Annotated in this window: 24 protein-coding genes; 13 read left to right on the top strand and 11 right to left on the bottom strand. The window is 68.2% G+C overall.

What is annotated here, in order from left to right:
* Nucleotides 1-13: 13 nt before the first annotated feature.
* The 4 genes from KUD94_RS06770 to KUD94_RS06755 form a co-directional block, all read right to left on the bottom strand.
* A complete protein-coding gene (locus KUD94_RS06770) occupies nucleotides 14-1,270 on the bottom strand; it encodes a M20/M25/M40 family metallo-hydrolase (RefSeq protein ID WP_218239023.1) in 1,257 nt (418 codons plus the stop codon).
* Nucleotides 1,267-3,132 carry a 2-oxo-4-hydroxy-4-carboxy-5-ureidoimidazoline decarboxylase gene (gene uraD, locus KUD94_RS06765; protein ID WP_218239022.1) on the bottom strand — a complete coding sequence of 622 codons (1,866 nt, stop codon included), beginning with the start codon at nucleotides 3,130-3,132 and terminating at the stop codon, nucleotides 1,267-1,269. Before uraD ends, KUD94_RS06770 begins: the two co-directional genes overlap by 4 nt.
* A 64-nt stretch (nucleotides 3,133-3,196) precedes the next feature.
* Nucleotides 3,197-4,159, bottom strand: a complete 963-nt coding sequence (gene puuE / locus KUD94_RS06760) for an allantoinase PuuE (protein ID WP_218239021.1) — start codon at nucleotides 4,157-4,159, stop codon at nucleotides 3,197-3,199.
* Nucleotides 4,156-4,839, bottom strand: a complete 684-nt coding sequence (locus KUD94_RS06755) for a GntR family transcriptional regulator (RefSeq protein WP_218239020.1) — start codon at nucleotides 4,837-4,839, stop codon at nucleotides 4,156-4,158. Before KUD94_RS06755 ends, puuE begins: the two co-directional genes overlap by 4 nt.
* Before the next feature lie 288 nt (nucleotides 4,840-5,127).
* Here KUD94_RS06755 and KUD94_RS06750 point away from each other — a divergent pair, with 288 nt between their 5' ends.
* The 5 genes from KUD94_RS06750 to KUD94_RS06730 all read left to right on the top strand — a co-directional run bounded on the left by KUD94_RS06750 (nucleotide 5,128) and on the right by KUD94_RS06730 (nucleotide 9,424).
* On the top strand, nucleotides 5,128-5,343 hold the full coding sequence (locus KUD94_RS06750) for a DUF2945 domain-containing protein (RefSeq protein WP_218239019.1): 216 nt from the start codon (nucleotides 5,128-5,130) through the stop codon (nucleotides 5,341-5,343).
* Nucleotides 5,344-5,417: 74 nt separating this feature from the next.
* Nucleotides 5,418-6,488: an extracellular solute-binding protein gene (locus KUD94_RS06745; RefSeq protein WP_218239018.1), complete on the top strand. Its 1,071-nt coding sequence runs from the start codon at nucleotides 5,418-5,420 to the stop codon at nucleotides 6,486-6,488.
* A 216-nt stretch (nucleotides 6,489-6,704) separates the two neighbouring features.
* The gene (locus KUD94_RS06740; RefSeq protein WP_218239016.1) at nucleotides 6,705-8,330 is read left to right on the top strand and encodes a flavin monoamine oxidase family protein; all 1,626 of its coding nucleotides are present in this window, start codon (nucleotides 6,705-6,707) and stop codon (nucleotides 8,328-8,330) included.
* Between the two features lie 25 nt (nucleotides 8,331-8,355).
* Nucleotides 8,356-8,841, top strand: coding sequence for a cytochrome c (locus KUD94_RS06735; RefSeq protein WP_218239014.1), 486 nt, complete (start codon nucleotides 8,356-8,358; stop codon nucleotides 8,839-8,841).
* Between the two features lie 40 nt (nucleotides 8,842-8,881).
* Nucleotides 8,882-9,424: a RidA family protein gene (locus KUD94_RS06730; RefSeq protein ID WP_255569147.1), complete on the top strand. Its 543-nt coding sequence runs from the start codon at nucleotides 8,882-8,884 to the stop codon at nucleotides 9,422-9,424.
* A gap of 179 nt (nucleotides 9,425-9,603) precedes the next feature.
* Here the strand turns inward: KUD94_RS06730 and KUD94_RS06725 are convergent, their stop codons facing one another.
* From KUD94_RS06725 to KUD94_RS06715, 3 genes are all read right to left on the bottom strand, one after another.
* A complete protein-coding gene (locus KUD94_RS06725) occupies nucleotides 9,604-10,026 on the bottom strand; it encodes a PRC-barrel domain-containing protein (protein WP_218239013.1) in 423 nt (140 codons plus the stop codon).
* Nucleotides 10,027-10,086: 60 nt separating this feature from the next.
* The gene (locus KUD94_RS06720) at nucleotides 10,087-10,632 is read right to left on the bottom strand and encodes a ferritin-like domain-containing protein (RefSeq protein WP_218239012.1); all 546 of its coding nucleotides are present in this window, start codon (nucleotides 10,630-10,632) and stop codon (nucleotides 10,087-10,089) included.
* A 93-nt stretch (nucleotides 10,633-10,725) separates the two neighbouring features.
* Nucleotides 10,726-10,887, bottom strand: coding sequence for a DUF1328 domain-containing protein (locus KUD94_RS06715; protein WP_218239011.1), 162 nt, complete (start codon nucleotides 10,885-10,887; stop codon nucleotides 10,726-10,728).
* Between the two features lie 210 nt (nucleotides 10,888-11,097).
* Between KUD94_RS06715 and KUD94_RS06710 the strand changes: the two genes are divergently transcribed.
* Nucleotides 11,098-12,423 (top strand): glycerate kinase, encoded by a 1,326-nt coding sequence (locus KUD94_RS06710; RefSeq protein ID WP_255569145.1) that lies wholly within the window; start codon nucleotides 11,098-11,100, stop codon nucleotides 12,421-12,423.
* A gap of 200 nt (nucleotides 12,424-12,623) precedes the next feature.
* Here the strand turns inward: KUD94_RS06710 and ggt are convergent, their stop codons facing one another.
* Nucleotides 12,624-14,396: a gamma-glutamyltransferase gene (gene ggt, locus KUD94_RS06705; RefSeq protein WP_218239010.1), complete on the bottom strand. Its 1,773-nt coding sequence runs from the start codon at nucleotides 14,394-14,396 to the stop codon at nucleotides 12,624-12,626.
* A gap of 119 nt (nucleotides 14,397-14,515) precedes the next feature.
* Between ggt and uraH the strand changes: the two genes are divergently transcribed.
* The 4 genes from uraH to dcd all read left to right on the top strand — a co-directional run bounded on the left by uraH (nucleotide 14,516) and on the right by dcd (nucleotide 17,719).
* Nucleotides 14,516-14,866 (top strand): hydroxyisourate hydrolase, encoded by a 351-nt coding sequence (gene uraH / locus KUD94_RS06700; RefSeq protein WP_218239009.1) that lies wholly within the window; start codon nucleotides 14,516-14,518, stop codon nucleotides 14,864-14,866.
* 7 nt (nucleotides 14,867-14,873) lie between these two features.
* Nucleotides 14,874-15,719: a xanthine dehydrogenase accessory protein XdhC gene (xdhC, locus tag KUD94_RS06695; protein WP_218239008.1), complete on the top strand. Its 846-nt coding sequence runs from the start codon at nucleotides 14,874-14,876 to the stop codon at nucleotides 15,717-15,719.
* Nucleotides 15,720-15,852: 133 nt separating this feature from the next.
* Nucleotides 15,853-17,055 (top strand): urate hydroxylase PuuD, encoded by a 1,203-nt coding sequence (locus KUD94_RS06690; RefSeq protein WP_218239007.1) that lies wholly within the window; start codon nucleotides 15,853-15,855, stop codon nucleotides 17,053-17,055.
* Between the two features lie 97 nt (nucleotides 17,056-17,152).
* On the top strand, nucleotides 17,153-17,719 hold the full coding sequence (dcd, locus tag KUD94_RS06685) for a dCTP deaminase (protein ID WP_218239006.1): 567 nt from the start codon (nucleotides 17,153-17,155) through the stop codon (nucleotides 17,717-17,719).
* A 9-nt stretch (nucleotides 17,720-17,728) separates the two neighbouring features.
* On the opposite strand, the gene KUD94_RS06680 is transcribed toward dcd, so the two are convergent.
* Both KUD94_RS06680 and KUD94_RS06675 read right to left on the bottom strand, forming a co-directional pair.
* Entirely contained in the window at nucleotides 17,729-18,640 is a 912-nt protein-coding gene (locus KUD94_RS06680) for a delta(1)-pyrroline-2-carboxylate reductase family protein (RefSeq protein ID WP_218239005.1), read from the bottom strand.
* A gap of 2 nt (nucleotides 18,641-18,642) precedes the next feature.
* Nucleotides 18,643-19,272, bottom strand: coding sequence for a pyroglutamyl-peptidase I (locus KUD94_RS06675; RefSeq protein WP_255569144.1), 630 nt, complete (start codon nucleotides 19,270-19,272; stop codon nucleotides 18,643-18,645).
* Nucleotides 19,273-19,359: 87 nt separating this feature from the next.
* Between KUD94_RS06675 and KUD94_RS06670 the strand changes: the two genes are divergently transcribed.
* Together KUD94_RS06670 and KUD94_RS06665 are read left to right on the top strand one after the other, a co-directional pair.
* A complete protein-coding gene (locus tag KUD94_RS06670) occupies nucleotides 19,360-20,226 on the top strand; it encodes a neutral zinc metallopeptidase (RefSeq protein WP_218239002.1) in 867 nt (288 codons plus the stop codon).
* 46 nt (nucleotides 20,227-20,272) lie between these two features.
* Complete coding sequence (locus KUD94_RS06665) at nucleotides 20,273-21,715, top strand: DEAD/DEAH box helicase (protein WP_218239001.1); 1,443 nt, start codon at nucleotides 20,273-20,275, stop codon at nucleotides 21,713-21,715.
* A 10-nt stretch (nucleotides 21,716-21,725) separates the two neighbouring features.
* Here KUD94_RS06665 and KUD94_RS06660 read toward each other — a convergent pair whose 3' ends face one another.
* Nucleotides 21,726-22,580, bottom strand: coding sequence for a symmetrical bis(5'-nucleosyl)-tetraphosphatase (locus KUD94_RS06660; protein ID WP_218239000.1), 855 nt, complete (start codon nucleotides 22,578-22,580; stop codon nucleotides 21,726-21,728).
* Between the two features lie 185 nt (nucleotides 22,581-22,765).
* Between KUD94_RS06660 and KUD94_RS06655 the strand changes: the two genes are divergently transcribed.
* Nucleotides 22,766-23,059, top strand: a complete 294-nt coding sequence (locus KUD94_RS06655) for an H-NS family nucleoid-associated regulatory protein (protein ID WP_218238999.1) — start codon at nucleotides 22,766-22,768, stop codon at nucleotides 23,057-23,059.
* The last annotated feature ends 192 nt before the right edge of the window (nucleotides 23,060-23,251 follow it).

Here is a 23,251-nt window from a genome sequence, read left to right as displayed (position 1 = left end):
GCGGGCTGCTGGTTCAGGCCATGAGATCGGCCAGGGCGCGCGCCAGCACCTTGGTTGCGCGGCGCAGGTCTTCCAGATCGATGCGTTCGTCGCTGCGCTTGGCGTGGCTCTCGAGCACGGTGCGCGGGCCGGCGCCGTAGATCACGCCGGGGATGCCGTGCTCGCCATAGAGCCGCACGTCGGTGTACAGCGGCGTGCCCACGGCGGGCGGTATCTGGCCAAAGACGGCTTGTGCGTGCCTTTGCAGCGCGCCGACCAGCGGCTGGTTGCCGGGCAGCGGCGTCATCGCGCGCGCCAGCAGGATGCGGCGCACATCGCTCGTCACCGCGTCCGCGCCCTTGACGCCGCGCCAGCGGTTGAAGTGGCGCGTGGCGTCCTGAATCACCTTGTGCAGCCTGGCTTCGACCTTGGCCGGGTTTTCCTCCGGGATCATGCGCCGGTCGAGCTTGAGCACCACCTTGCCGGGAATCACGTTGGTGTTGGTGCCGCCCTCGATGCGCCCGATGTTGAGGTAGGGATGGCTGATGCCCTTGACCTTGGAGCTCACCGCCTGGTAGGCACTGTTTTCCGCGTACAGCGCATTCATGACGAAGACCGCTGCCTGCAGCGCGTCCACGCCGGTGTTTGGCACTGCGGCGTGCGCCATGCGCCCCTGGATGGTGACCTCCAGCTGCAGACAGCCGTTGTGCGCGGTGACGACTTCGTAGGAAAAGCCCGCGGCGATCATCAGGTCGGGCTTGGTCAGGCCTTGCGAGAGCAGCCAGCCGGGGCCGAGCAGCCCGCCAAACTCCTCGTCGTAGGTGAAGTGCAGCTCGATGCTGCCCTTGCTCGGGCGCGCTACCGCTTCGAGCGCGCGCAGCGCAAAGCTGAAGGTGGAAAAGTCGCTCTTGCTGACCGCGGCGGCGCGGCCGTAGAGCTTGCCGTCTTCGATCTCGGCGCCGTAGGGGTCGTGCTTCCAGCCTTCGCCCGGCGGCACCACGTCGCCGTGGGCGTTGAGCGCCAGCGTGATGCCGCCCGGGCCGTAGGGCCGGCGCACGATGAGGTTGGTGATGCTCTGCATGCCGTAGTCGCGCACCTGCTGCTCGGGCACGGCGTGCTTTTCGGCTTCGAAGCCCCAGGCCGCGATGAGCTCGGCGGTGCGCTCGGCGTGCGCGGCGTTGTTGCCCGGCGGCGTGTCGGTGGGCACGCGCACCAGTTCCTGCAGAAAGCGCACCTGCTCGTCGAAGTGCGCGTCGATCCAGGCGTCGAGTTGTTCGTAGTCGCTACTCATGGGTGTTCCTGTGCAAGTTGCTGCAATACCTCGCTGAAAGCCTGCACCGCGAGCTGCATGTCGTCGGCGGTGGTGGATTCCAGCGGGTTGTGGCTGATGCCGTTGTTCTCGCCACGCACGAAGAGCATGGCCTGGGGCAGAATCTGGTGGATCTTCATCGCGTCGTGCCCCGCGCCGCTGGGCATGCGATGCACCGGCAGGCCGAGCTTTGCCACGGCCGCCTCCCAGTGCGCCTGCAGCGCCGCGTCGCTCGGGGCGCAGCTGGCCTGCATGCTGCGCTCGGCCACGTACTGCAGGCCGCGGCGCTGGCAGATTTCATTGAGCTTTTGCAGCACGTCGGCTACCAGCGCGTCGCGCTGGGTGTCGCTCGGGGCGCGCAGATCCAGGCTGAATTCGCAGCGCCCGGGCACTACGTTGACCGAGCCGTCGGGCACTTGCAGCATGCCCATGGTGGCCACGCTGTCGCCGTCTTGCGTGGCGCGCTGCTCCATGTAGACGAGCAGCTCGGCGGCGGCCGCGGCCGCGTCGCGCCGGCGCTTCATCGGCGTGGTGCCGGCGTGGCTGGCCATGCCGAGGATGCTGCAGCGGTAGCGGCTGCTGGCGTTGATGCTGGTGACCACCGCCAGCGGCAAGCCCATTTCATTGAGCACCGGGCCTTGCTCGATGTGCACCTCGACGTAGCCCAGGTAATCGGCCGGGTCGCGCTTGAGCTTGGGGATGTCGGCAATGCACAGGCCGGCGTCTTCCATCGCCTTGCGCATGGTGATGCCCTCGGCGTCCTCTTGATCGAGCCAGGCCGGATCGAACGCGCCCACCAGCGCTCCGGAGCCGAGAAAGGTCGCCTTGTAGCGCTGGCCTTCCTCTTCGGCAAACGCCACCACTTCGATGCCAAAGGGCAGACGCTTGCCCGCGCGGTGCAGCTCTTGCACGCAGGCCATGGGCACGAAGATGCCCAGGCGCCCGTCGTACTTGCCGCCGTTGCGCACCGTGTCGTAGTGGCTGCCGGTCAGCAGGTAGCGGGCCGGGGCGGCGCCGGTCGCGTCGTTGGCTGCGTCGCCTTCCTTGCGCTCTGCGGCTTCTTCGGCGGCAGCGGCGCTTGCGCTGTCGGCGCGCCCGGCCTGCGCCGGATGGTAGCGGCCGACAACGTTGCCCACGGCGTCGATCTGCACCTCGTCAAAGCCGCTCTCGCGCATCCAGTGGCTGATGCGTTGCGCGCAGGCGCGGTGGGCATCGGTGAGGTAGGTGACGGTGAGCTGGCCTTTTTCGGCGTGGCCCGGGTCGCTGTGCCGCGCCAGGCGTTCGTGCCAGTCCCAGACCTCGTTGCCCAGGCTCGGCTCCTGGCCGAACTTCTCGTTCAGGCGGATTTCGGCGATGCGATGGATGTTGCGCAGCGCTTCGGCGCGCTCGAAGTCCGGGTGGTTGGCCAGGCGCCGCCCGAAGGTGTCGATGATCTGCTGCTTGGCAAGACCCGTGCCGCGCGGCCCGCGCACCGCGAGGATGAAGGGAAAGCCGAAGCGCGCGTTGTAGTCGGCGTTGAGCTGCTGGATGCGTGCGAACTCGTCGGGCGTGCAGTCGGTCAGCCCGGCCTTGTTCTGCTCCTGGGTCGATTCGGCCGTCAAGGTCCGGCTCACCATGGCCTTGCCGGCGAGCTCGGGGTGGGCGCGGATCAGGGCGAGCTGCGCCTCGACCCCCGCTTCCTGCACCGCCTGCACCAGGGCCCACTTGAGCTGGGCCAGCGTGGCGAAGGGGCGCTGGGTCATGGCCTCTTCGGCGACCCAGGGGGAGTGCTCGTAAATGCCGTCCAGCAGGCGCGGCGCGTCGGCCAGCGGCGCGGTGTTGATCTCGTCCAGCGTCAAAGGCATGGTGTTTCCTATCGAAAAGAGAGCTGTTGGCGCTTGTGTGGCAAGGGCTGGAGCCTGATTTGGCTCAAGAACCCGCGGGGAATTGCCGCGCCCAGTGGCGCGCCAGGTCTATGCGCCGACAGACCCACACGCCCTCGTGGCGGGCGATGTGGTCGAGGAATTTCTGCAGTGCGACAAAGCGCCCCGGGCGCCCGACCATGCGGCAGTGCAGGCCGATGGTCATCATCTTGGGCGCGTTCAGACCTTGGGGGTCGCCTTCGGCGTAGAGCACGTCGAAGGCATCGCGCATGTATTGAAAGAAGGGTTCGGCGTGCGAAAAGCCCTGGGGCAGGCCAAAGCGCATGTCGTTCACGTCCAGCGTGTAGGGCACGACGAGCTGCTGCACCACGCTGCCATCCGTTTTGGCTAGCTTCATCCAGAAGGGCAGGTCGTCGCCGTAGTAGTCGGCGTCGTAGGTGAAGCGCCCGGCATCGGCCACCAGGCGGTGGGTGTTGGGGCTGTCGCGCCCGGTGTACCAGCCCAGCGCGTGGTCGCCCTTGCCGCCGTAGAGCTGGTCAAAGATTTCCAGGCACTGGCGCATGTGCTCGCGCTCCACGGCCTCGGGCACGTCCTGGTAGTGGATCCAGCGCAAGCCGTGGCAGGCGACCTCATGGCCGAGTTCGTCAAAGGCCTGCGCCAGCTCGCGGTGCTTTTGCAGGGCGGTGGCGATGCCATAGACGGTGAGCGCCAGCCCGCGCTTTTCAAACTCGCGCAGGATGCGCCAGACGCCGGCGCGCGAGCCGTATTCGTAGATGCTCTCCATGCTCATGTGCCGCGCCGGGTAGGCCGCGGGGTTGAACAGTTCGGAGAGGAACTGCTCGCTGCCGGCGTCGCCGTGCAGCACGCAGTTTTCGCCGCCTTCCTCGTAGTTGAGCACGAAGGAAACCGCAATGCGCGCCTGCCCCGGCCAGTGCGGGTGCGGAGGGTTGCGGCCGTAGCCGGTGAGGTCGCGCGGGTAGGGCGCGGTGGTGTCGTAGCAAGCACTCATGGGTTGGTGGCGCTCAGCGCCATGGAGAGGTCGTTGGTGGGCAGGTCGCGCTCGAACATCAGTCCGGCCTCGACGTTGTCCAGGTGTTCCTGCATCAGCTGCACCGCTGCGGCTTCGTCGCCGGAGACGATGGCGCCGTAGATGGCTTCGTGCTCGGCGTGCGAGTGTTCGGCCGCGGTACTGCTCTGGTACATCAGCGTGATCAGCGCGCAGCGCGAGATCAGCTCGCCCAGCAACTGAGCCAGCACCGCATTGCCCATGAGCGTGGCGATCTGCACGTGAAAGTCGCCCAGCAACTGGGTGCGCTCGCTCACGTCCTGGCCTTGCATGGCCTTGCGCTCGGCCTCCATGTGCTTCTTGAGCGCACGGATCTTGGCCGGCGTGCTCGCTGCCATGAAGGCGCGCACCGTGGCCAGCTCCAGCATGCGGCGCACCGCAAACACCTGGCGCGCCTCCTGCACCGAAGGGGTGGCAACGAAGGCGCCACGCGCCGGCTCCAGGCGAATCAGGCGGTTTTGCGCCAGCTGGAACAGCGCCTGGCGCACCAGCGTGCGCGACACGCCGAAGTGGTCGGCGAGCTTTTGCTCGGCCAGCTTGGTGCCAGGCAGCAGGCGGTGCTCGACGATGGCGCGCGTCAGGCTCTCGACGATCACCGCGGTGGTGGAGGCGGGGGTGTCCATGCGTTCCATGATATCGCGTGAACACAGAAATTGCATACACTTTTTGTGTTCCATTGGCCGCACCAGTTGCTTGTTGCATTCGTCTTTCTGTAGGTGATGTCCGACACATGGGTGCTCTCTTGGCCGACGCGCTCGCGCGCCGGCAGCCGATGTCCGCTCCCCGTTGCGCTGCCTAGCATGAAGCCAGCGGCACGGGCGAGTGCCCCGCCGCCAGGGCGCGCCAGCCGAGGCAAACGGCGCGCCCGGCGGGCGGCGCACAGCCGGCGCGCCGCATGCAAGGAGGAAAGCATGAGCAAGCAATACCAGGCGGGCGACCACGTGAGCTGGAACTCGGAAGCCGGGCGGGTGCGCGGCACCATCAGCAAGGTGCACAAGAGCGACTTCAAGTGGAAGGGCTACCAGCGCCACGCCAGCAGCGAGGAGCCGCAATACGAAATCAAGAGCGACAAGACCGACCACGTGGCGGTGCACAAGGGCAGCGCGCTGCGGCTGCTGAAGAGCTGAGCGGCGCGCGTCCCGCGCGTGTGGCCGTGTCGGCACACGCCGGCTGCCCTGCTTGTCCATCCGGGAGAAATGCAATGAAGAAACTGATTGGCGCTCTGGCCCTAGCCGCGATGGCCGCGGCGATGGCGCTGCCCGCCAGCGCGCAGAACGCCACGCTGGACGTCTATTCCGGGCGTGGTCAGACGGCCGACGAGGCCTTTTATGCCGACTTCGTCAGCACCAGCTCGATCGAAGTCAACCGCACCGAGAACACGGGTGCGGCGACGCTGGAGGCGCTGCGCAACGAAGGCGCCGACTCACCCGCCGACGTGGTGCTGCTCGACGGCATCGCGCTGCTGGCGCAGGCCGAAGCCGAGGGCCTGCTGCAGCCGCTGCGCTCCGATGCGCTGCAGGATGCGGTGCCCGCCGCCCTGCGCGCGGCGCCCGACGAGCAAGGCGCCATCGCCTGGTTCGGCTTTGCGCGCAATGCCCGCATCGTGGTCTATCAGGGCGAGCAGGTGGACGCGGCGGACGTGGACAGCTACCAGAAGCTGGCCAGCGAGCGCAACCGCGGCAAGCTGTGCATGGCGGGCGCGCACACGCCGGCCAACCTCGGCCTGATCGCTGCGCTCATCGAGCACGAAGACAGCGCCAGCGCCCGGCGCTGGCTCAGCGGCGTCAAGGCCAATCTTGCGCGCGCGCCCGAAGGCAGCGACACCGACCAGATCCGCGCGGTATTTGCCGGCACCTGCAAGATGGCCCTGGTAGGCCAGGCCGAGCTGGCGCGCCTGATGCAGTCGGACGTGCGCTCCGACCGCGACGCGGCCCGGGCGCTGGCGGTGAGCTTCCCCAACCAAGGCAGCTGGGGCACGCACGTGGACGTGTCGGGCGCGGCGCTGGCGCGCCATGCCAAACACCCCGCGCAGGCGCGCGAATTCCTGAACTACCTGGCCAGCTCCCAGGGGCAGAACCTGTTTGCCAACCGCAACAACGACTGGCCGGTGGTGCGCAAGTTCAAGTTCGACAACGCCGAGCTCAAGGCCATGCTGGGCTCGCACGGCGGCTTCAAGGCCGATGCCACGCCCCTGTCCACGATTGCGCGCCAGCTCGGCGCCGCGCGCCGGATGGCCGAGCAGATCGGCTTCGACCAGGCACCTGCGCGGTGAGCGGCAGCGCGCGCCGCTTGCGCCCGGAATGCGCCGCCCTCTGACTGCCGGACTTCCGCTAGTCCTACAAGCGCGAGCGGCTGCGCTGCCGAGAATGAAATCTCCGGCAGCCACTCCATTTCGGCCATCTCGGCCCCGCGGGGCGGGCGCCCCAGGCCCGCAGCGGGCAATGCAATTCAGAGGTAGCAAATGCAAATCATGGAGATGGCGGGAGCCATGAACGACACCACTTTGAGGCATGCGGGTGCTCGCCTGCCCTTCAGCCGCCGGCAGTTGCTGGCCACCATAGGCAAGGTGGCGGGCGGTGCGGCGATGTACCAGGCGATGACTACGCTGGGCTTTGCCGCCCAGAGCGACCAATACCAGTACCACGGGCCGATCAAGCTGGAAGGCGCCAAACAAGGCGCTTCCGTCGTCATCCTGGGCGCGGGCCTGGCTGGCATGGTCGCGGCCTACGAGCTGCGCCGCGCCGGCTACCAGGTGCAGATCCTTGAATACCAGGACCGCGCCGGCGGGCGCTGCTACACGCTGCGCGGCGGCGACAGCGTCGAGGAAATCGACGGCAGCGTGCAGAAAGTGCAGTTCGCCAAGGGCAATTACCTCAACCCCGGCCCCTGGCGCGTGCCCTACCACCATGTGGCGCTGCTCGACTACTACAAGAAGCTGGGCGTGGAGATCGAGCCCTTCAACATGTTCAACCACAACGCCTACCTGCATGCCGACGGCGAGCTCGGCGGCAAGCCGGTGCGCGCGCACGAGGTCTACAGCGACGTGCGCGGAAACGTGGCCGAGCTGCTGGCCAAGAGCGTGCGCCAGAACGCGCTGGACGAAGCGGTCTCGGGTGAGGACGCGCAAAAGCTGCTGGCCAGCCTGAAGGACTGGGGTTTTCTCGACAAGGAATACCGCTACACCAAAAACATGCAGGCCAGCATGGCCCGCGGCTACGCCGTGGAGCCGGGCGGCGGCCTGATGCCGGTGGCCCAGCCATCGCAGCCCATAGGCCTGAAGGACCTGGTCGGCACCAACCTATGGAGCATGCTGGGCGTCTTCAACATGCACGAGTTCGCGACCACGATGTTCGAGCCCAAGGGCGGCATGGACATGCTGGCCCAGGCCTTCGCGCGCGAGCTCAAGGACGTGATACGGCTGCGCTCGCAGGTGGTGCGCATCGAGCAGGGCGCGGACGGCGTCACCATCAGCTACAAAGACAGGAGTGACCCGGACAATGTGCTCAAGGCCCGCGCCGACTGGTGCGTGTGCACCATTCCCGCATCCATCCTCTCGCAGCTCGAAGAGATCCAGGTCAGCAAGCCCATGCTGGACGCCATCCAGAGCCTGCCCTACGGCTCCTCGGTCAAGATCGGGCTGGAATTCAACCGCCGCTTCTGGGAGGAAGACGAGCGCATCTACGGCGGCATCAGCTACACCAGCCTGCCGATCGAGCAAATCTCCTACCCCTCTACCGGCTATCTGAGCAGCGGCCCGGCGGTGCTGCTGGGCTCCTACACCTACGAAAACACCAACAGCTATCGCTTCACCGCCATGCCGCCCGAGGAACGCGTGCGTCTGGCGGTCGAGTGGGGCTCAAGGATTCACCCGCAATACAAGAAGGAATTTCGCAACGGCGTGGCGCTGGCCTGGCACCGCATGCCCTGGATCCATGGCTGCTACGGACTGTGGAACGACGATCTGCGCGCCGCCCACTACAACGACCTGGCGGCAATCGACGGGCGCATCGTGCTGGCGGGCGAGCACGTGTCCTACATCCCGGCCTGGCAGGAGGGCGCGATTCTCTCCTCGCTGGATGCGATCACGCGCCTGCACGCCAAGGCCAGTGCCTGAGCGCGCTACACATGGAGTCAATGACATGAAGAATTTTCTGAAAATTGCCGCCGCCGCCAGCGCCGTGGCCTGTGGTCTGGGATGGGCGGTCGCCTCGTCCGCGGCGGGCGCCCAAGCCGGCAGTGCGCCCGACGCCAAGCTGCAAAAGCTGATGGACAGCTTCTCCGCCTCGCGCGACGTGAACACTCAAAAGGGCGGCGAAGCGATCTACGCCACGGTCTGCGCGGGCTGCCACATGCCCGAAGGGCAGGGCGCTCTGGGCGACGGCTTCTATCCCAAGCTTGCGAACAACCAGCGCCTGGCGGCCGGCGCCTACCCGATGACGGTGGTCATCACCGGCCTGCACGGCATGCCCTCTTTTGCCAACCGCTTGAACGACGAGCAGGTGGCCGCCGTGGTGAACTACATCCGCACCCACTTTGGCAACAACTACGGCGACGCGATTGCGCCCGCCCAGGTGTCCGAGCTGCGCAAGCAGGCGGCGCCCGATCCGCACAGTTCCTACGACTGAGCGCAGCGCGCGCTCCTTTTCCAACAAAGGAGGAATTCCCATGAAACAAGATCTGCGTGCCCCGATGGGCCGCATTGCGGGCGCGAGCCTGCTTTTTTGTGCGCTGGCTCTGGCCGGCTGCGCCCAGCCCGCCCCAGAGCGCGCAAGCGTCAGCGCGCCGCCGCCGAGCCAGGTGGTGCGCCACCCCGTGGCGAACTTCCCGATCTCGTCGGCGGTGGAAGTGCCGGCGGGTGCGTCCACTGTCTATCTGTCGGGCACCGTGCCGCCGCAGCGCGCGGACGGCAGCTACGGCAACATGGAGGAGCAGACCACTGGCGTGCTGCAAAGCATTTCAGCCCAGCTTTCCCAATTGGGCTTGGGCATGGGCGACGTGGTGCGCATGCAGGCCTTTCTGGTGGGCGACCGCCACCAGGGCGGGCGGCTGGATTTTGACGGCTTCATGCGCGGCTATACGCGCTTTTTCGGCACCGCAGGGCAGCCCAGTCTGCCGGCGCGCTCGGCCTTCCAGGTCGCTGCGCTCGGCCACCCCGAGTGGCTCGTCGAGATCGAAGTCACCGCGGTGCGCCTGCCGGCAAGCCGCTGACGCGGCGCCGGCTCCTCGTCTCTTTCTTTCTCCTGGAGCAAACCCTGTCGCCGGGCCGAGCCAGCCCGGGCCAATGCATCCCAGGCACGCAACAGTCGCATCGTTTGCGGCTGCGGCGGACATAAAAAGACGCCCATGCGACGCGAGGTCGTATGGGCGCCAAGGGGGCTTGCCTGGATTTACTTGAGCTTCTCGTCAGCGTTCTTGTTGTACTTGAACTCGGGCACGTTGCGCAGCGCTTCCTTGGTGGCGCCGGGCAGGGTGATGCGCTTGTTTTCCACATGGAACTGCTCGGCCGGGATCAGCACGTAGTGGGACGACAGGCCCAGGTACTTGCTGGCGTTGACCACGGCGTAGGACACCGAGCCCTTGGGCGTGATGATGATGTCTTCGACGCTGCCCACGACTTCGGGGTTGGCGTCGTCGTTGTAGACATCGTGGTCAAGAATGGCCTTCTTCACGCTCCAGCCGTTGGCGGCTGCGGCGTAGACCGATTGCGTGGTGCCCAGCACCGTGGTGCCGGCCACCTGCGCGCTGGCGGCAAAGGGCAGAGCGAGGCAGGCGCTCAGGATCAGGCCGTGGCCAAGTGGGTGAAATTTCATGGTTTTTTCCTTTCTGGGGATACGCGGCGCGGCCTGGGGCGCACGCCGCGGGTTGGGTAATCAGGGCCGCTCGAGCCAGTCGGAGAGCTCGTCGGCGTGTTCTTCTTCCTCGGCGAGGATGTCGCGCAGCAGGTGCGCGCTGGTCGGGTCCTTGTCGGCCACGAGGGTGATGAGCTGGCGATAGACCTCGACCGCCAGGCGCTCGGCCACCAGGTTGGCGCGGATCATCGCCTTGAGCTCGGTCGACTCGTCGTACTGCGCATGGCTGCGCGCCGTCAGGGTGTCGGGGTTGAGCATGGGCTCGCCGCCGAGCTGGACGATGCGCGCCGCCAGGCGGTCTGCATGCCCGAGCTCTTCATCGGCGTGGGCGAGGAATTCCTCGGCAATCGCTTCGGACGACAAGCCCTTGGCGGTGAAATAGTGGCGCCGGTAGCGCAGCACGCAAACCCATTCGGTGGCCAGCGCGTCGTTCAGCAGTTTGCAGATTTCTTGCGCGTAGGGCGCAATGCCCGGGGTGACCGCGCCCTGGTCGATGTTCTCGCGGGCGCGGGCTATGGCATCCTCGTCGAGCCGCATCGTGCTCGCGTCTGGGCTGCTCTGGTTCATGGTTTCCTCCTTCAGGTTCATGCCGGGTATCGGGCCGCGGGTGGCTTGGTGTGCCTGGTGCGGCCGGCCCGGAGATTCGGTTGCGGGCGAGCGTCAAGGTCGCCGGCGGCCAAAGATGAAGGACGCCACGAACAGAATCAGGAAGACCACGAACAAGACCTTGGCGATCTCGGCCGCGACCCCGGCAATGCCGAAAAACCCGAGGAAGCCGGCAAGCAGCGCGACGATCAGGAACACAAGTGCGTAATGCAGCATGGCGTTTGTCCTTTCTTTGGTGGTGGGTTTCGGGCTCTTCGCGTCGCCGGATGTCGGCGCTTTGCATGGGGCCCGAAAGCTGAAGTTCATTGTCTGGGGCCAGGCTGCGCATGCCTGTAGGACGGCACCGACACCTGCTGTCAGCGCAGATCGCGTGCGCGCCGCCCGGGGCGTGCGCCTTCGATAATTGACGCCGCCGTGACGCCTGCCATGCCGATGAACACCCTGCCGTCCTTTCGCCAAGACCCGCGCGGGCTGCTGCGTGCGCTCTTTCAGGTGGCGGTGCAGCGCGCCCAGCCGCTCGCGGCCATGGCCCCTTGGCTGCCGCCGCCGCCGCGCGGGCGCACGCTGGTGCTGGGCGCGGGCAAGGCGGCCGGGGCGATGGCGCAGGCGCTGGAAGCCTTGTGGCCTGCGCAGGCGCCGCTGAGTGGGCTGGTGGTCACGCGCTACGGCCACGTACCGCCGCGCCCCGCAGGCCTGGCCCAGCGCATCGAGGTGCGCGAGGCCGCGCACCCGGTGCCCGACGCCGCCGGCGCTGCCGCGGCCCGGCAGTTGCTGGCGCTGGCCCAGGGTTTGAGCGCGGACGACCTGGTCGTCTGCCTGGTCTCGGGCGGTGGCTCGGCGCTCCTGAGCCTGCCGGTGCCGGGGCTCACGCTGGCGCAGCTGCAGCACATCCATGCCCGGCTGCTGGCCAGCGGCGCCGCCATCGGCGAGATGAACTGCCTGCGCAAGCACCTCTCGCGCACCGCGGGCGGGCGCCTGGCGCTGGCCTGTGCGCCCGCGCCGGTGGTGACGCTGGCGATCAGCGACGTGCCGGGCGACGAGGTGTCGGTGATCGCCAGCGGCCCGAGCGTGGCCGACGCCAGCAGCTGCGCCGACGCGCTGGCGGTGGCGCGGCGCTACGGCATCGCGCTGCCCGAGGCCGTGACACAGGCTCTGCGCAGCGGCGCGCTGGAAACGCCCAAGCCGGGCGACGCGCGCCTGGCCGGGCATGCGATGCACCTCGTCGCAACGGCGGGGCAGTCGCTGCAGGCGGCGGCCGAGGCGGCGCGCGCCGCAGGCCTTGGCGCGCATGTGCTCTCCGACGCCATCGAGGGCGAATCGCGCGAGGTCGCCAAGATGCATGCGGCGCTGGCGCGCGAGGTGGCACTGCGCAATGCGCCGTTTGCCCGGCCCTGCGTGCTGCTCTCGGGCGGCGAAACCACGGTGACGCTGGACGCGGCGGCGCCAGAGGGCGCGCCCGCGCGCGGCGGGCGGGCCGGGGAGTTCTGCCTGGCGCTGGCGCTTGCGCTGCAAGGCCAGGCGGGCGTGTGGGCGCTGGCGGCCGACACCGACGGCATCGACGGCACGCAGGACAAGGCGGGCGCGCTGGTTGCGCCCGACACGCTCGCGCGCGCCGCAGCGCTGGGCCTGGATGCGCGCACGCTGCTGCTGCGCCACGACGCCTACGGCCTGTTCGAGCCGCTGGGCGACGCGCTGCAGACCGGGCCGACGCACACCAACGTGAACGATTTCCGCGCGCTGCTGATCGCGTAGGCGGCGCGCGGGTGCAAGCCGCAGGCAGCACGGTAGCTATGACTACGGGAGCTGCTTGCGCATAAGGAACAAGGATTCCAGAGTGTCTTGTATCTGAAACGCCCGTTGATACGGCGCGAGCAGCTTGCGTTTCAAGAGCAGACGTCCCATCCACGGCCCGCGCCAGGGCCGAAGACCGCCATCGCGGGGAGACGCCCGCCTCAGTAGCCGAGGGTGAGCCCGTCGGGGTTGCGCGGGTCCGACGCGCCATGGAGCAGGCCGCCGCGCAGCTCTATGGTCTGGGTGCGCCCCATGGCCGGTTTGACGACTGGCTTGTGGCCCCAGGCGCGCAGCAAGTCCAGCGTGTCGCGCGAGAAGCCTTGCTCCACGCGCAGCTCGTCTGGCATCCACTGATGGTGAAAGCGCGGCGTGGCCGCCGCCTGCAGCGGGTTCATGCCGAAGTCGATGAGGTTGACCACGGTCTCGAGCACCGTGGTGATGATGCGCGGCCCGCCCGGGCTGCCGGTGACCAGGCGCAGCTTGCCGTCCTGCAGCACCAGCGTCGGCGTCATCGAGGACAGCGGGCGCTTGCCCGCGGCCACCGCGTTGGCGTCGCCGCCGACCAGCCCGTAGGCATTGGCCACGCCCGGGCGCGCGGCAAAGTCGTCCATCTCGTTGTTCAGCACGATGCCGGTTTCGGCCGCGACGATGCCGCTGCCGAAGTTGGTGTTGAGCGTGTAGGTGACGGCCACCGCGTTGCCCTGCGCATCGACCACTGAAAAATGCGTGGTCTGGGCGCTTTCATAGGCCTGCGGCTGGCCGGCGCGGATGTCGCTGGCGCTGCGCGCGCGCTGCGGCGCGATGCCGGCGGCGAGCTGGTCGGCGTAGCGCTTGCTGATCAGGCCGGCAAGCGGCACGCGCACGAAGTCGGGGTCGCCCAGGTATTCGGCGCGGTCGGCGTAGGCGAGCTTCATCGCCTCGACCATGTGGTGCACGGTGCGCGCGCTGTTTGCGCCCCAGTCGGCCAGCGGCCAGCGCTCCAGGATGTTGAGCATCTGCACCAGATGCGCGCCGCCAGAGGACGGCGGCGGCATGGTGACGATCTCGTGGCCGCGGTAGCTGCCGCGCATCGGCTCGCGCTCGAGCACACGGTAGTTCTTCAGGTCGGCCAGGGTGATGCTGCCGGCGTGTGGCGCCATCTCGGCGGCAATCTTGCGCGCGATCTCGCCCTCGTAGAAGGCCGCCGGGCCCTGGGCGCCGATCAGGCGCAACGACGCAGCCAGGTCTTTTTGCACCAGCAGCTCGCCCTGCTTCATCGGCGCGCCGTCTTTCCAGAAGATGGCCCGGCTGGCGGGCCAGGGCGCCAGCGTCTTGCGCTCGCGCGCGAGCACCTTGGCCAGCGTGGGGCTGACGGCGTAGCCTTGCTCGGCCAGGCGGGCGGCGGGCTCTACCGCCTGGGCCAGCGTGAGCGTGCCCCACTGGCGCAGCGCATGCGCCAGGCCCGCCACGGTGCCGGGCACGCCGACGGCGTAGTGGGTGTAGAGCGACTTGCCGTCTATCACCTTGCCCTCGGCGTCCAGGTACATGCGCCGATGCGCGCCGGCCGGCGCCATCTCGCGAAAGTCCAGCGCCACCTGGCGGCCCCTGCGCGCGTCGTGCACCAGCATGAAGCCGCCACCGCCCAGGTTGCCCGCATTGGGCAGGGCCACGGCCAGCGCAAAGCCCACGGCCACCGCCGCGTCCACCGCGTTGCCGCCCTGGCGCAGCACGTCGAGCCCTATGCGCGTGGCCAGCGCCTGCTCGCTGGCCACCATGCCGTGGCGCGCCAGCACCGGGTGGAAGATGTCCTTGTCGAAGTCGTAGGCCGCAGCGGCGGCGCGCGCAGCCGGCGCCTGCGCAGGCGCGGTCGCAGGCGCGCTCGGCGCATGGCTGCAGCCGGCGCTCAGCGCCAGCAGCGCGGCAGCAAGAAGCAGGAAAGGGCGATGGGCGGGCATGGCGGGCCTTCACGTGCGACGAAGCCGCAAGCCTAAACCTTCACCCAAGCATGGCGAGAGTACAAAAAGTGTATACACTTTCCTGCATCGTCGATGGACCTGCAACAGGAGACAAGGCCATGGGACTGAGTACCCACGTTCTGGACACCATGCACGGCTGCCCGGCCGCCGGCATGCAGGTGGCGCTGTACGCCACCGATGGCGACAAGGCCATGCTGATCAAGCGCCTGACGCTCAATGCCGATGGGCGCAGCGACGCCCCGCTGCTGGACAACGCCAGTCTGCGCGTGGGCACCTACCGGCTGAGCTTCGAGGTTGCGGCCTATTTCAAGGCCCGCGCGGTGGAGTTGCCCGAGCCCAACTTCCTGAACCGCGTGAGCCTGGACTTTGGCATCGCCCATCCCGGGCAGCACTACCACGTGCCCTTGCTGGTCAGCCCCTGGAGCTATTCCACCTACCGTGGCTCCTGAGCAGCCCATGCCCGCGCCGCAGACCCCGCTGGAACAGCTGCTCGCCGCCCTGGCGCGCGGCCCGGTGTGCCTGGTGACGGTGCAGCGGGTGCAGGGCTCGACCCCGCGCGAAGCCGGCGCCTGGATGGCGATTGCGCAGGCCGAGCCCGCGCTGCTGATCGGCTCCATCGGCGGCGGCCATCTGGAATGGCAGGCCATGCACCAGGCGCGCGCGCGCCTGCGGGCCTGCGCAGCCGGCCAGGCGCCCGATGAGCCGCTGCAGCGCCAGGCGCTGGGCCCGAGCCTGGGCCAGTGCTGCGGCGGGGTGGTGTTTTTGCGCTTTGAATGCCTGGGCCCGCAGGATCTGGCGAGGGTGCGCGAGCGCCTGGCGCCGCGGCTGCACCCGCTGACGCTGTTTGGCGGCGGCCATGTGGGCCGCGCGCTGGTGCGGGTGCTGGCGCCGCTGCCGTTTGCCATCCAGTGGGTCGACAGCCGCGACGAGATCTTTCCCGAAGGCCTGTCCAGCAAGGTGCGCTGCGAGTATTCCGACCCGGTGCAGGCGGCGGTGGCCGACATCGCACCGGGCTCGCAGGTGCTGATCATGAGCTTCAGCCATGCCGAAGACCAGGACATCGTGGCCGAATGCCTCAAGCGCCAGCGCGCGCGCGCCGACCTGCCCTTCATCGGCCTGATCGGCAGCAAGACCAAGTGGGCGAGCTTTCGCCACCGGCTGGAGGCGCGCGGCTACACCGAGGCCGACTTCGCCCACGTCACCTGCCCGATAGGCGTGCCCGGCATCGTCGGCAAAGACCCGCAGGTGATTGCCGTGGCGGTGGCCGCGCAACTCCTGATGCGGGTAAGCCCGCTGGATTGAGCGGGCCATCTGCATACAATTTGTGTCCACAAACCAGGTCGCAGCGGTGCCGGAGCATGCAGGCATGCGCCGAGCGCGGCCTCTCATGAGCTGCTCAGAGCGCCCGCGGTGGTGAGCAGCCGGAGACTTGCACATGGAAGCTTATCTGCTGGACTGGGCCAATCTGCTGCTGCGTTGGCTGCACGTCATCACCGCCATCGCCTGGGTGGGCTCGTCCTTTTACTTCGTCTTTCTGGACAGCAGTCTCACGCCCCCGGTGGATGAAAAACTGCGCCGGGACGGCGCCACCGGCGAGCTCTGGGCGGTGCACGGCGGGGGCTTCTACCACCCGGTCAAATACAACGTCTCGCCGCCCAAGCTGCCCGATCATCTGCACTGGTTCTTCTGGGAGAGCTACACCACCTGGCTGTCGGGCTTTGCCCTGCTGTCCGTCTCCTACCTGTGGAACGCCGGTGTCTATCTGGTCAACCCGGCCGCGCCGCTGATGTCGCCCGCCATGGCGGTGGTGGCGGCGCTCGCCTTTCTCGTCGTCTTCTGGCTGCTGTACGACATGATCTGCCGCATCTGGGGCCAGAAAGAGCGGGGCGACACCATCGTTGGCGCGCTGGTGGCCGTGCTGGTGTGCATCGCGGCCTGGCTCGCTTGCCGCATCTTTCCCGGCCAGGCGGCTTTTCTGCTCATGGGCGCGATGCTGGCCACTTCCATGAGCGCCAACGTGCTGTTCTGGATCATCCCCGGCCAGCGCAAGGTGGTGGCCGCGCTCAAGGCCGGCCAGCCGGTGGACCCGGTGCACGGGCAACGCGGCAAGCAGCGCAGCGTGCACAACACCTATTTCACGCTGCCAGTGGTCTTTGCCATGCTCTCCACCCACTACGGCTGGATGAACACCGCGCCGAACAACTGGCTGATCCTGATCGTGATGATGGCCGCGGGCGCGCTGATCCGCCAGTTCTTCGTGCTGCGCCACGGCTACAAGCTCGGGCGCAACCGCCACCCCTGGCCGTATGCGGCGGTGGGCATCGTGCTGCTGCTTGCGCTCGTCGCCTGGCTCAAGCCCGCGCCGCAGGCGAGCAGCAGCTCCAGCGAACCCGTGGCCTTTGCCGATCTGCACGCGGTCATGAAGGAGCAGTGCTTCGTCTGCCACAGCAGCGCCACCATCCAGCAAAAAGGCGTGAAGTTCGACACGCCCGAGGACGTGAAGCAGCACGCCCAGCAGATCTACCAGCAGGTCGTGCAGCTGCGCAAGATGCCTTTTGGCAACCCCGACGCGCTCAGCCCGCAGCAGCTCGACATGTTCAAGCGCTGGTACGAGGGCGGCGCCCACGTGGACCGCTGAAGTTTGAAAGAAATATGGCTGCAGCGCTTGCCAGGCAAGCGCGAGCAGCTATTGTTATTGATGCAACGGTTAGAATCCGCACAACAGGAGTTCTTCCATGAGCATCAAGAGCGACAAGTGGATCCGGCGCATGGCCAGCGAGCACGGCATGATCGAGCCCTTCGAGCCCGGCCAGGTGCGCGAGGTCGACGGCCGCAAGGTCATCAGCTACGGCACCAGCAGCTACGGCTACGACATCCGCTGCGCGCGCGAATTCAAGGTTTTCACCAACATCCACAGCACCGTGGTGGACCCGAAGAACTTCGACGAAAACAGCTTCGTCGACTTCGAGGGCGACTCCTGCATCATCCCGCCCAACAGCTTTGCGCTGGCGCGCACCGTCGAATATTTCCGCATCCCGCGCGACGTGCTCACCGTCTGCCTGGGCAAAAGCACTTATGCGCGCTGCGGCATCATCGTCAACGTCACGCCCTTCGAGCCCGAATGGGAAGGCTATGTGACGCTTGAATTCAGCAACACCACGCCGCTGCCTGCCAAGATCTACGCGGGCGAGGGTTGCGCCCAGGTGTTGTTCTTCCAGAGCGACGAGGTCTGCGAGGTGAGCTACCGCGACCGCAAGGGCAAGTACCAGGGCCAGCAGGGCGTGACCTTGCCGCGCGCCTGAGCTTCTCTTTCAGCGCGCATGGCGCAGCGCCAGGCGCGCCGCCGCCAGATCCCAGCCGGCCCAGCCGCAGCTCTTGAACAGCACGGCGCCGCCGCGCAGCGGCGCCGGCCCGCGCAGCACATCCTGCAGGCTGGGCAGCGGCGCCACGGCGATGCCGGCCTGCAGCAAGTCGCCCGCCTCATGCTCCGCGTCGCGCGTATCGACCACGATGCGCCCGTGCTCGGCAAAGTGGCGGCACAGGCCGGCGTCGAGCTCGCGCATCTGCGGCGTGAACGCACCGACCGCGGCCACGAAGGCGTCGGCTCGCAGCGGCCCGCTGAGCACCACCGCGTTCGCCGGCGTGCAGGTCACGACCAGCGGACAGTGGGCAAGCGCCGCGTGCGCATCGGCCACGGCTTGGGCCTGCAGACCCAGGGTGCGCGCATGCCGCGCGAGCGCTTCGGCGCTGGCCAGCCTGCGCGAGGCAAGCACGAAGCGGCGCACGCCAAGCGCGGCGGTGTAGGCCTCCAGATGCGCGCGACCCTGCACGCCGGCGCCGATGATCAGCGTCGCGCCGTCCGGGCGGGCCGCCAGATGCCGCGCCGCCAGCGCCGATACCGCAGCGGTGCGCCGCGCGGTCACCGTCGGGCCGTCCAGGATCAGCCGGCGCTCGCCACTGGCCACGTCAAACACGCTCACATCGCCCTGGATGGTCGGGCGGCCGCTGCCGGCGTTGGCGGCGGTGAAGCTGATCAGCTTGGTCATCGCCACCACGCCGTCGGTGGCCGGCATCACGAAGAGCACGCTGCCCTCGCCCGTGGGCATGACGATGCGCGGGGGCACCTGGGCGACCCCTGCGCGCAGCAGCGCCTCGATCTCGTCGAGCAGCGCATTCCAGGGCAGGCTTGCTGCGGTGCGCGTTGCCTCGCTCGTGGCCTGCATGCTCAGGCCTGGCCGGGGTGGCCAGTGTGGCTGGGCGCGGGCGTGGTCAGCGCGGCGCGCAGGCCGGTGCGCACCCCGTGCACCAGCTGGGCGAGCGGCATGCCGCCCTCGCCCTGGCCGCTGAGCGGCGGCAGGTGGATGAAGCCGCCGCGCGTGCCCTGCCAGCGCGGCTCGCTCGCCAGGCGGTGCATGAGCTGGAAGAACACATGGTTGCAGACGAAGCTGCCGGCGTTTTGCGACACCACCGTGGGCACGCCCGCGGCCACCATGGCGCGCTGCATGGCTTCGGTCGGCAGGGTGCAAAGGTAGGCGGCGGGCGCGGCCTCGATGATGGACTGCTCGCGCGGCTGGGCGCCGTCGTTGTCGGGCAGGCGCGCATCGTCGCGGTTGAGCGCCACGCGCTCGAGCTGCAGCGCCTCGCGCCCCGCCGCCAGGCCCAGGCAGAGCACCAGCGCGGGCTGGTGGCGCTCGAGCAACTGCAGCACTTGCGCCGTGGCCGCGGCAAACGCCGTGGGCAGTTGCGCGCCGACCACGCGGCAGCCCGCGATCTGGCGCCGGTGCAGCGCCTGGGCCACCTGGGCCGAGGGGTTGACCGCATGCTCGCCAAAGGCGTCAAACCCGGTGACCAGCACCGTCGGGCGTGCAGCGGCCCGGGTGGCAGGCGGGGGGGCGGGAGCTGGCGTTACCATCGCTGCAATTTACTGCACTTGGAGCAAGGCATGCGTTGGGAAGGCGAACGTCGGTCGGAAAACGTCGAAGATCGCCGCGGTGCAGGCGGGGGCGGATTCGGCCTGGGCGGGCGCAGCCTGGGCATAGGCGCGGTGGTGCTGGCGCTCGTCGGCTGGGGCGTATTCGGCATCAATCCCTTGACCACGCTGGAGCTGCTCTCGGGCGGCGGCGCCCCGCAAAGCGCCCAGGTGCCGGCTGGCCAGCCGCCGCAGGACGACCGGCAGGCGGCCTTCGTGTCCACCGTGCTCGCTTCCACGGAAGACGTCTGGACGGACATCTTCCGCAAGGGCGGTGGCCAGTATCCGGCGCCGCGCCTGGTACTGTTTCGCGGTGCCACGCCCACGGCCTGCGGCACCGGGCAGTCGGCCATGGGCCCGTTCTATTGCCCCGGCGACCACAAGGTGTATCTGGACATGGACTTTTTTGACACCATGGCCCGCCAGCTCGGGGCGCCCGGCGTGTTCGCGCGCGCCTACGTCGTCGCGCACGAGGTCGGCCATCATGTGCAGACCGTGCTCGGCACCAGCGCCAAGGTGGACGGCATGCGCGGGCGCATCAGCGAGCGCGAGCAAAACGCCCTCTCGGTGCGCCTGGAGTTGCAGGCCGACTGCTACGCCGGCGTCTGGGCGCAGCATTCGCAGCAGGCCAAGGGCTGGCTGGAGCAGGGCGACATCGCATCGGCAGTGAACGCCGCCGAGCAGATCGGCGACGATACGCTGCAGCGCAAAAGCAGCGGCGTCGTGCGCCCCGACGCCTTCACCCATGGCAGCAGCGCCCAGCGTGTGCGCTGGTTCACCCAGGGCTACCAGAGCGGCTCGGTGCAGTCCTGCGACACCTTCGGCGCGCGCACGCTTTGAAGCCCGATTTGCCCGTTTTTTGTTGCAATGCGACAATTGCGGGTTCATGACGACGCTTTATCAATCAGTAGCGCTGGCTGACCCCTTGCAGCGCGCCGTAGCCGACATGGGCTACGAGACCATGACCCCCATTCAGGCACAAGCCATACCGGTGGTACTCACCGGCAAGGACGTGATGGGTGCGGCCCAGACCGGTACCGGCAAGACGGCGGCCTTCGCGCTGCCGCTGCTGCAGCGCATGCTGGCGCACGAAAACACCTCCGCTTCGCCCGCGCGCCACCCGGTGCGCGCGCTGGTGCTGCTGCCTACGCGCGAGCTCGCCGACCAGGTGGCCGAGCAGGTGGCGCTCTACGCCAAGTACACGCAGCTGCGCTCCACCGTGGTGTTCGGCGGCATGGACATGAAACCGCAGACGGCCGAGCTCAAGAAGGGCGTGGAGGTGCTGGTGGCCACGCCCGGGCGCCTGCTCGACCATATCGAAGCCAGGAACGTGGTGCTCAACCACGTGGAATACGTGGTGCTCGACGAGGCCGACCGCATGCTGGACATCGGCTTTCTGCCGGACTTGCAGCGCATCCTGTCCTATCTGCCCAAAGAGCGCACCACGCTGCTCTTTTCGGCCACCTTCTCGCCCGAGATCAAGCGCCTGGCCGCGAGCTACCTGCACGATCCGGTGACCATCGAGGTCGCGCGCCCCAACGCCACGGCGTCCACCGTGGAGCAGTGCTTTTACGGCGTGAGCGAAGACGGCAAGCGTGCGGCCATCCGCCAGGTGCTCAGGGAGCGCGCACTCACCCAGGCTTTCATCTTCGTCAACAGCAAGCTCGGCTGCGCGCGCCTGACCCGCGCGCTGGCGCGCGACGGCCTGAAGACCGCGGCGCTGCACGGCGACAAAAGCCAGGACGAGCGCCTGAAGGCGCTGGAAGCCTTCAAGAGTGGCGAGGTGGACCTGCTGGTCTGCACCGACGTGGCCGCGCGCGGGTTGGACATCAAGGACGTGCCGGCGGTGTTCAACCACGACGTGCCCTTCAACGCCGAAGATTACGTGCACCGCATCGGCCGTACCGGCCGCGCCGGCGCTTCGGGCCTTGCGGTCACGCTGGTGACCGAGCGCGACGCACGCCTGATGGGCGAGCTCGAGAAGCTGCTCAAGAAAAAGGTCGAAGTGCAGCCCCTGCAGCTCAGGGACGAGCGTCCGTCCACGCGCCACGGCGAGGGCCGCCATCGCGACGGCACCCACGGCGCGCGCACGGAGCGCGAGAGCACACGCTCGCCGCGCAGCCACCGCCATGCGGCGCCCGGCTTCGTGCCGTCGCGCGACCCCTTCTTTGATCGCCCCTATGAGCCCGGCAGCGCGCCGCAAGCCGCGCCGAGCTGGGAGCAGGCCCCGGCCGCCGCGCGTCCGCGGGTGTCTTCCAACATCAAGCAGCGGCGCGTGCTGGCCGCGCTCTTCAAGGCGCCGCAAGCGAGCGAGCAAAACGCCGCCTGAGCGGCGCCGCTCAGGCGTGCGCCGCGCCCGGCGCCTGGGCCTGCGCGCACTCAACCTGGAGGTGCTCGCGTTCGGCCAGCGTGCTGCCAAAGCGCACCGCACTCAGGCTGCCGCCCCAGACGCAACCGGTATCGAGGGCGAGCAGGTCGGCTCGGCTCATCCAGCCCAGCGTCGACCAATGGCCAAACACCGTCAGCTGCCCCTGCGTCTTGCGCCCCGGCAGTTCGAACCAGGGCAGCAGCCCCGCCGGCGCCTGGCGCGCGCTTTCGCTGCTGGAAAAATCCATCACACCCTGCAGTGAGCAAAAACGCACCCGGGTGAGCGCGTTGACCACTACGCGCAGCCTGTCCATGCCCTGCAGCTCCTCGTGCCAGCAGGCGGGTTCATTGCCGTACATCTGCTGCAAAAACGCCTGCCAGTGCGCTCCGCTGAGCGCCTGCTGCACCTCACCCGCAAGCGCCAGGGTTTGCTGCGGTGTCCATGCCGGCAAGACGCCTGCATGTACCAGCAGCATGGCCTCGCCCCCGTGGTGCACCTGGCGTGCCAGCGGCTGATGGCGCAGCCAGTCCAGCATGGCGGCGCGCTGCGGGTGCGCGAGCAGCGCGTCCAGCGTGTCGCGCCTGGAAGGCGGGCGCACGCCCTGGGCCACGGCCAGCAGATGCAGATCGTGGTTGCCGAGCAAGACCTGTACGCTGCCCGCCAGCGCCATGCAGCGCTGCAATACCGCGACCGAATCGGGGCCGCGGTTGACCAGATCGCCCAGCAGATACAGCGTGTCGCGGCTCGGAGAAAAACCGATTAGCGCGAGCAGTCGCTCCAATGCGCCGTCGCAGCCCTGAATATCGCCCGCACAATATAAAGCCATTGCCATCCCGCAGCCAAGTCCGGGTGCCGATTGTGCACCGCCTGCAGCGCGGATTCGGGTAATGGGCAGTAGTAGCACTTCGAAACCATGAGAATCCAGCGCGCGAGCATGCAATTGCAGCCAAACTGGTCTTATAATCGCGCCGCATTGCCTTTCAACTTCAGGATCAACCATTCAGGATAATCATGACGACCAGTTACAAGGAATTGCTGCAGCAGCGTGAGGCATTGGACGCCCAAATCCGCGACGCGCGTGAAAAGGAAGTTGCCGACGCTCTTGCCAGAGTGCGCCAGACCGTGGCGGAATTCGAACTTACCGTTACCGACGTGTTTCCCTCGGGTCGCCGCACGCGCGCCGCTGGCACGGTGAGCAAGGTGGCGCCCAAGTACCGCAATCCGGCCACCGGCCAAACCTGGACCGGTCGGGGCAAGCCGCCCAAGTGGATACAAGGCCAGGATCGCACGCAATTTGCCATTTGAGGCGAACCACGGCCTCTTGCCTGCCAAGCCCGCCCCGCGCGGGCTTTTTTCCGCCCGCATTGCGCCGCCTGCCGCAAGGGTGATGCCCTGGTACCCGGCATCGGCGCAGCCGGCGGGCGTACACTCCCAGACTGTGTGGGGTGCCCGAGGGCAATGCATGCCGCAGGCCTGGCCCGACTTTCCGTTTTGCAC

The sequence above is a fragment of the Comamonas sp. NLF-1-9 genome, from assembly GCF_019195435.1.
GTDB lineage: Bacteria > Pseudomonadota > Gammaproteobacteria > Burkholderiales > Burkholderiaceae_C > Comamonas_C.
Note: the sequence above shows the minus strand (reverse complement) of the source record. Positions and strands in the feature narration are given on the sequence as shown.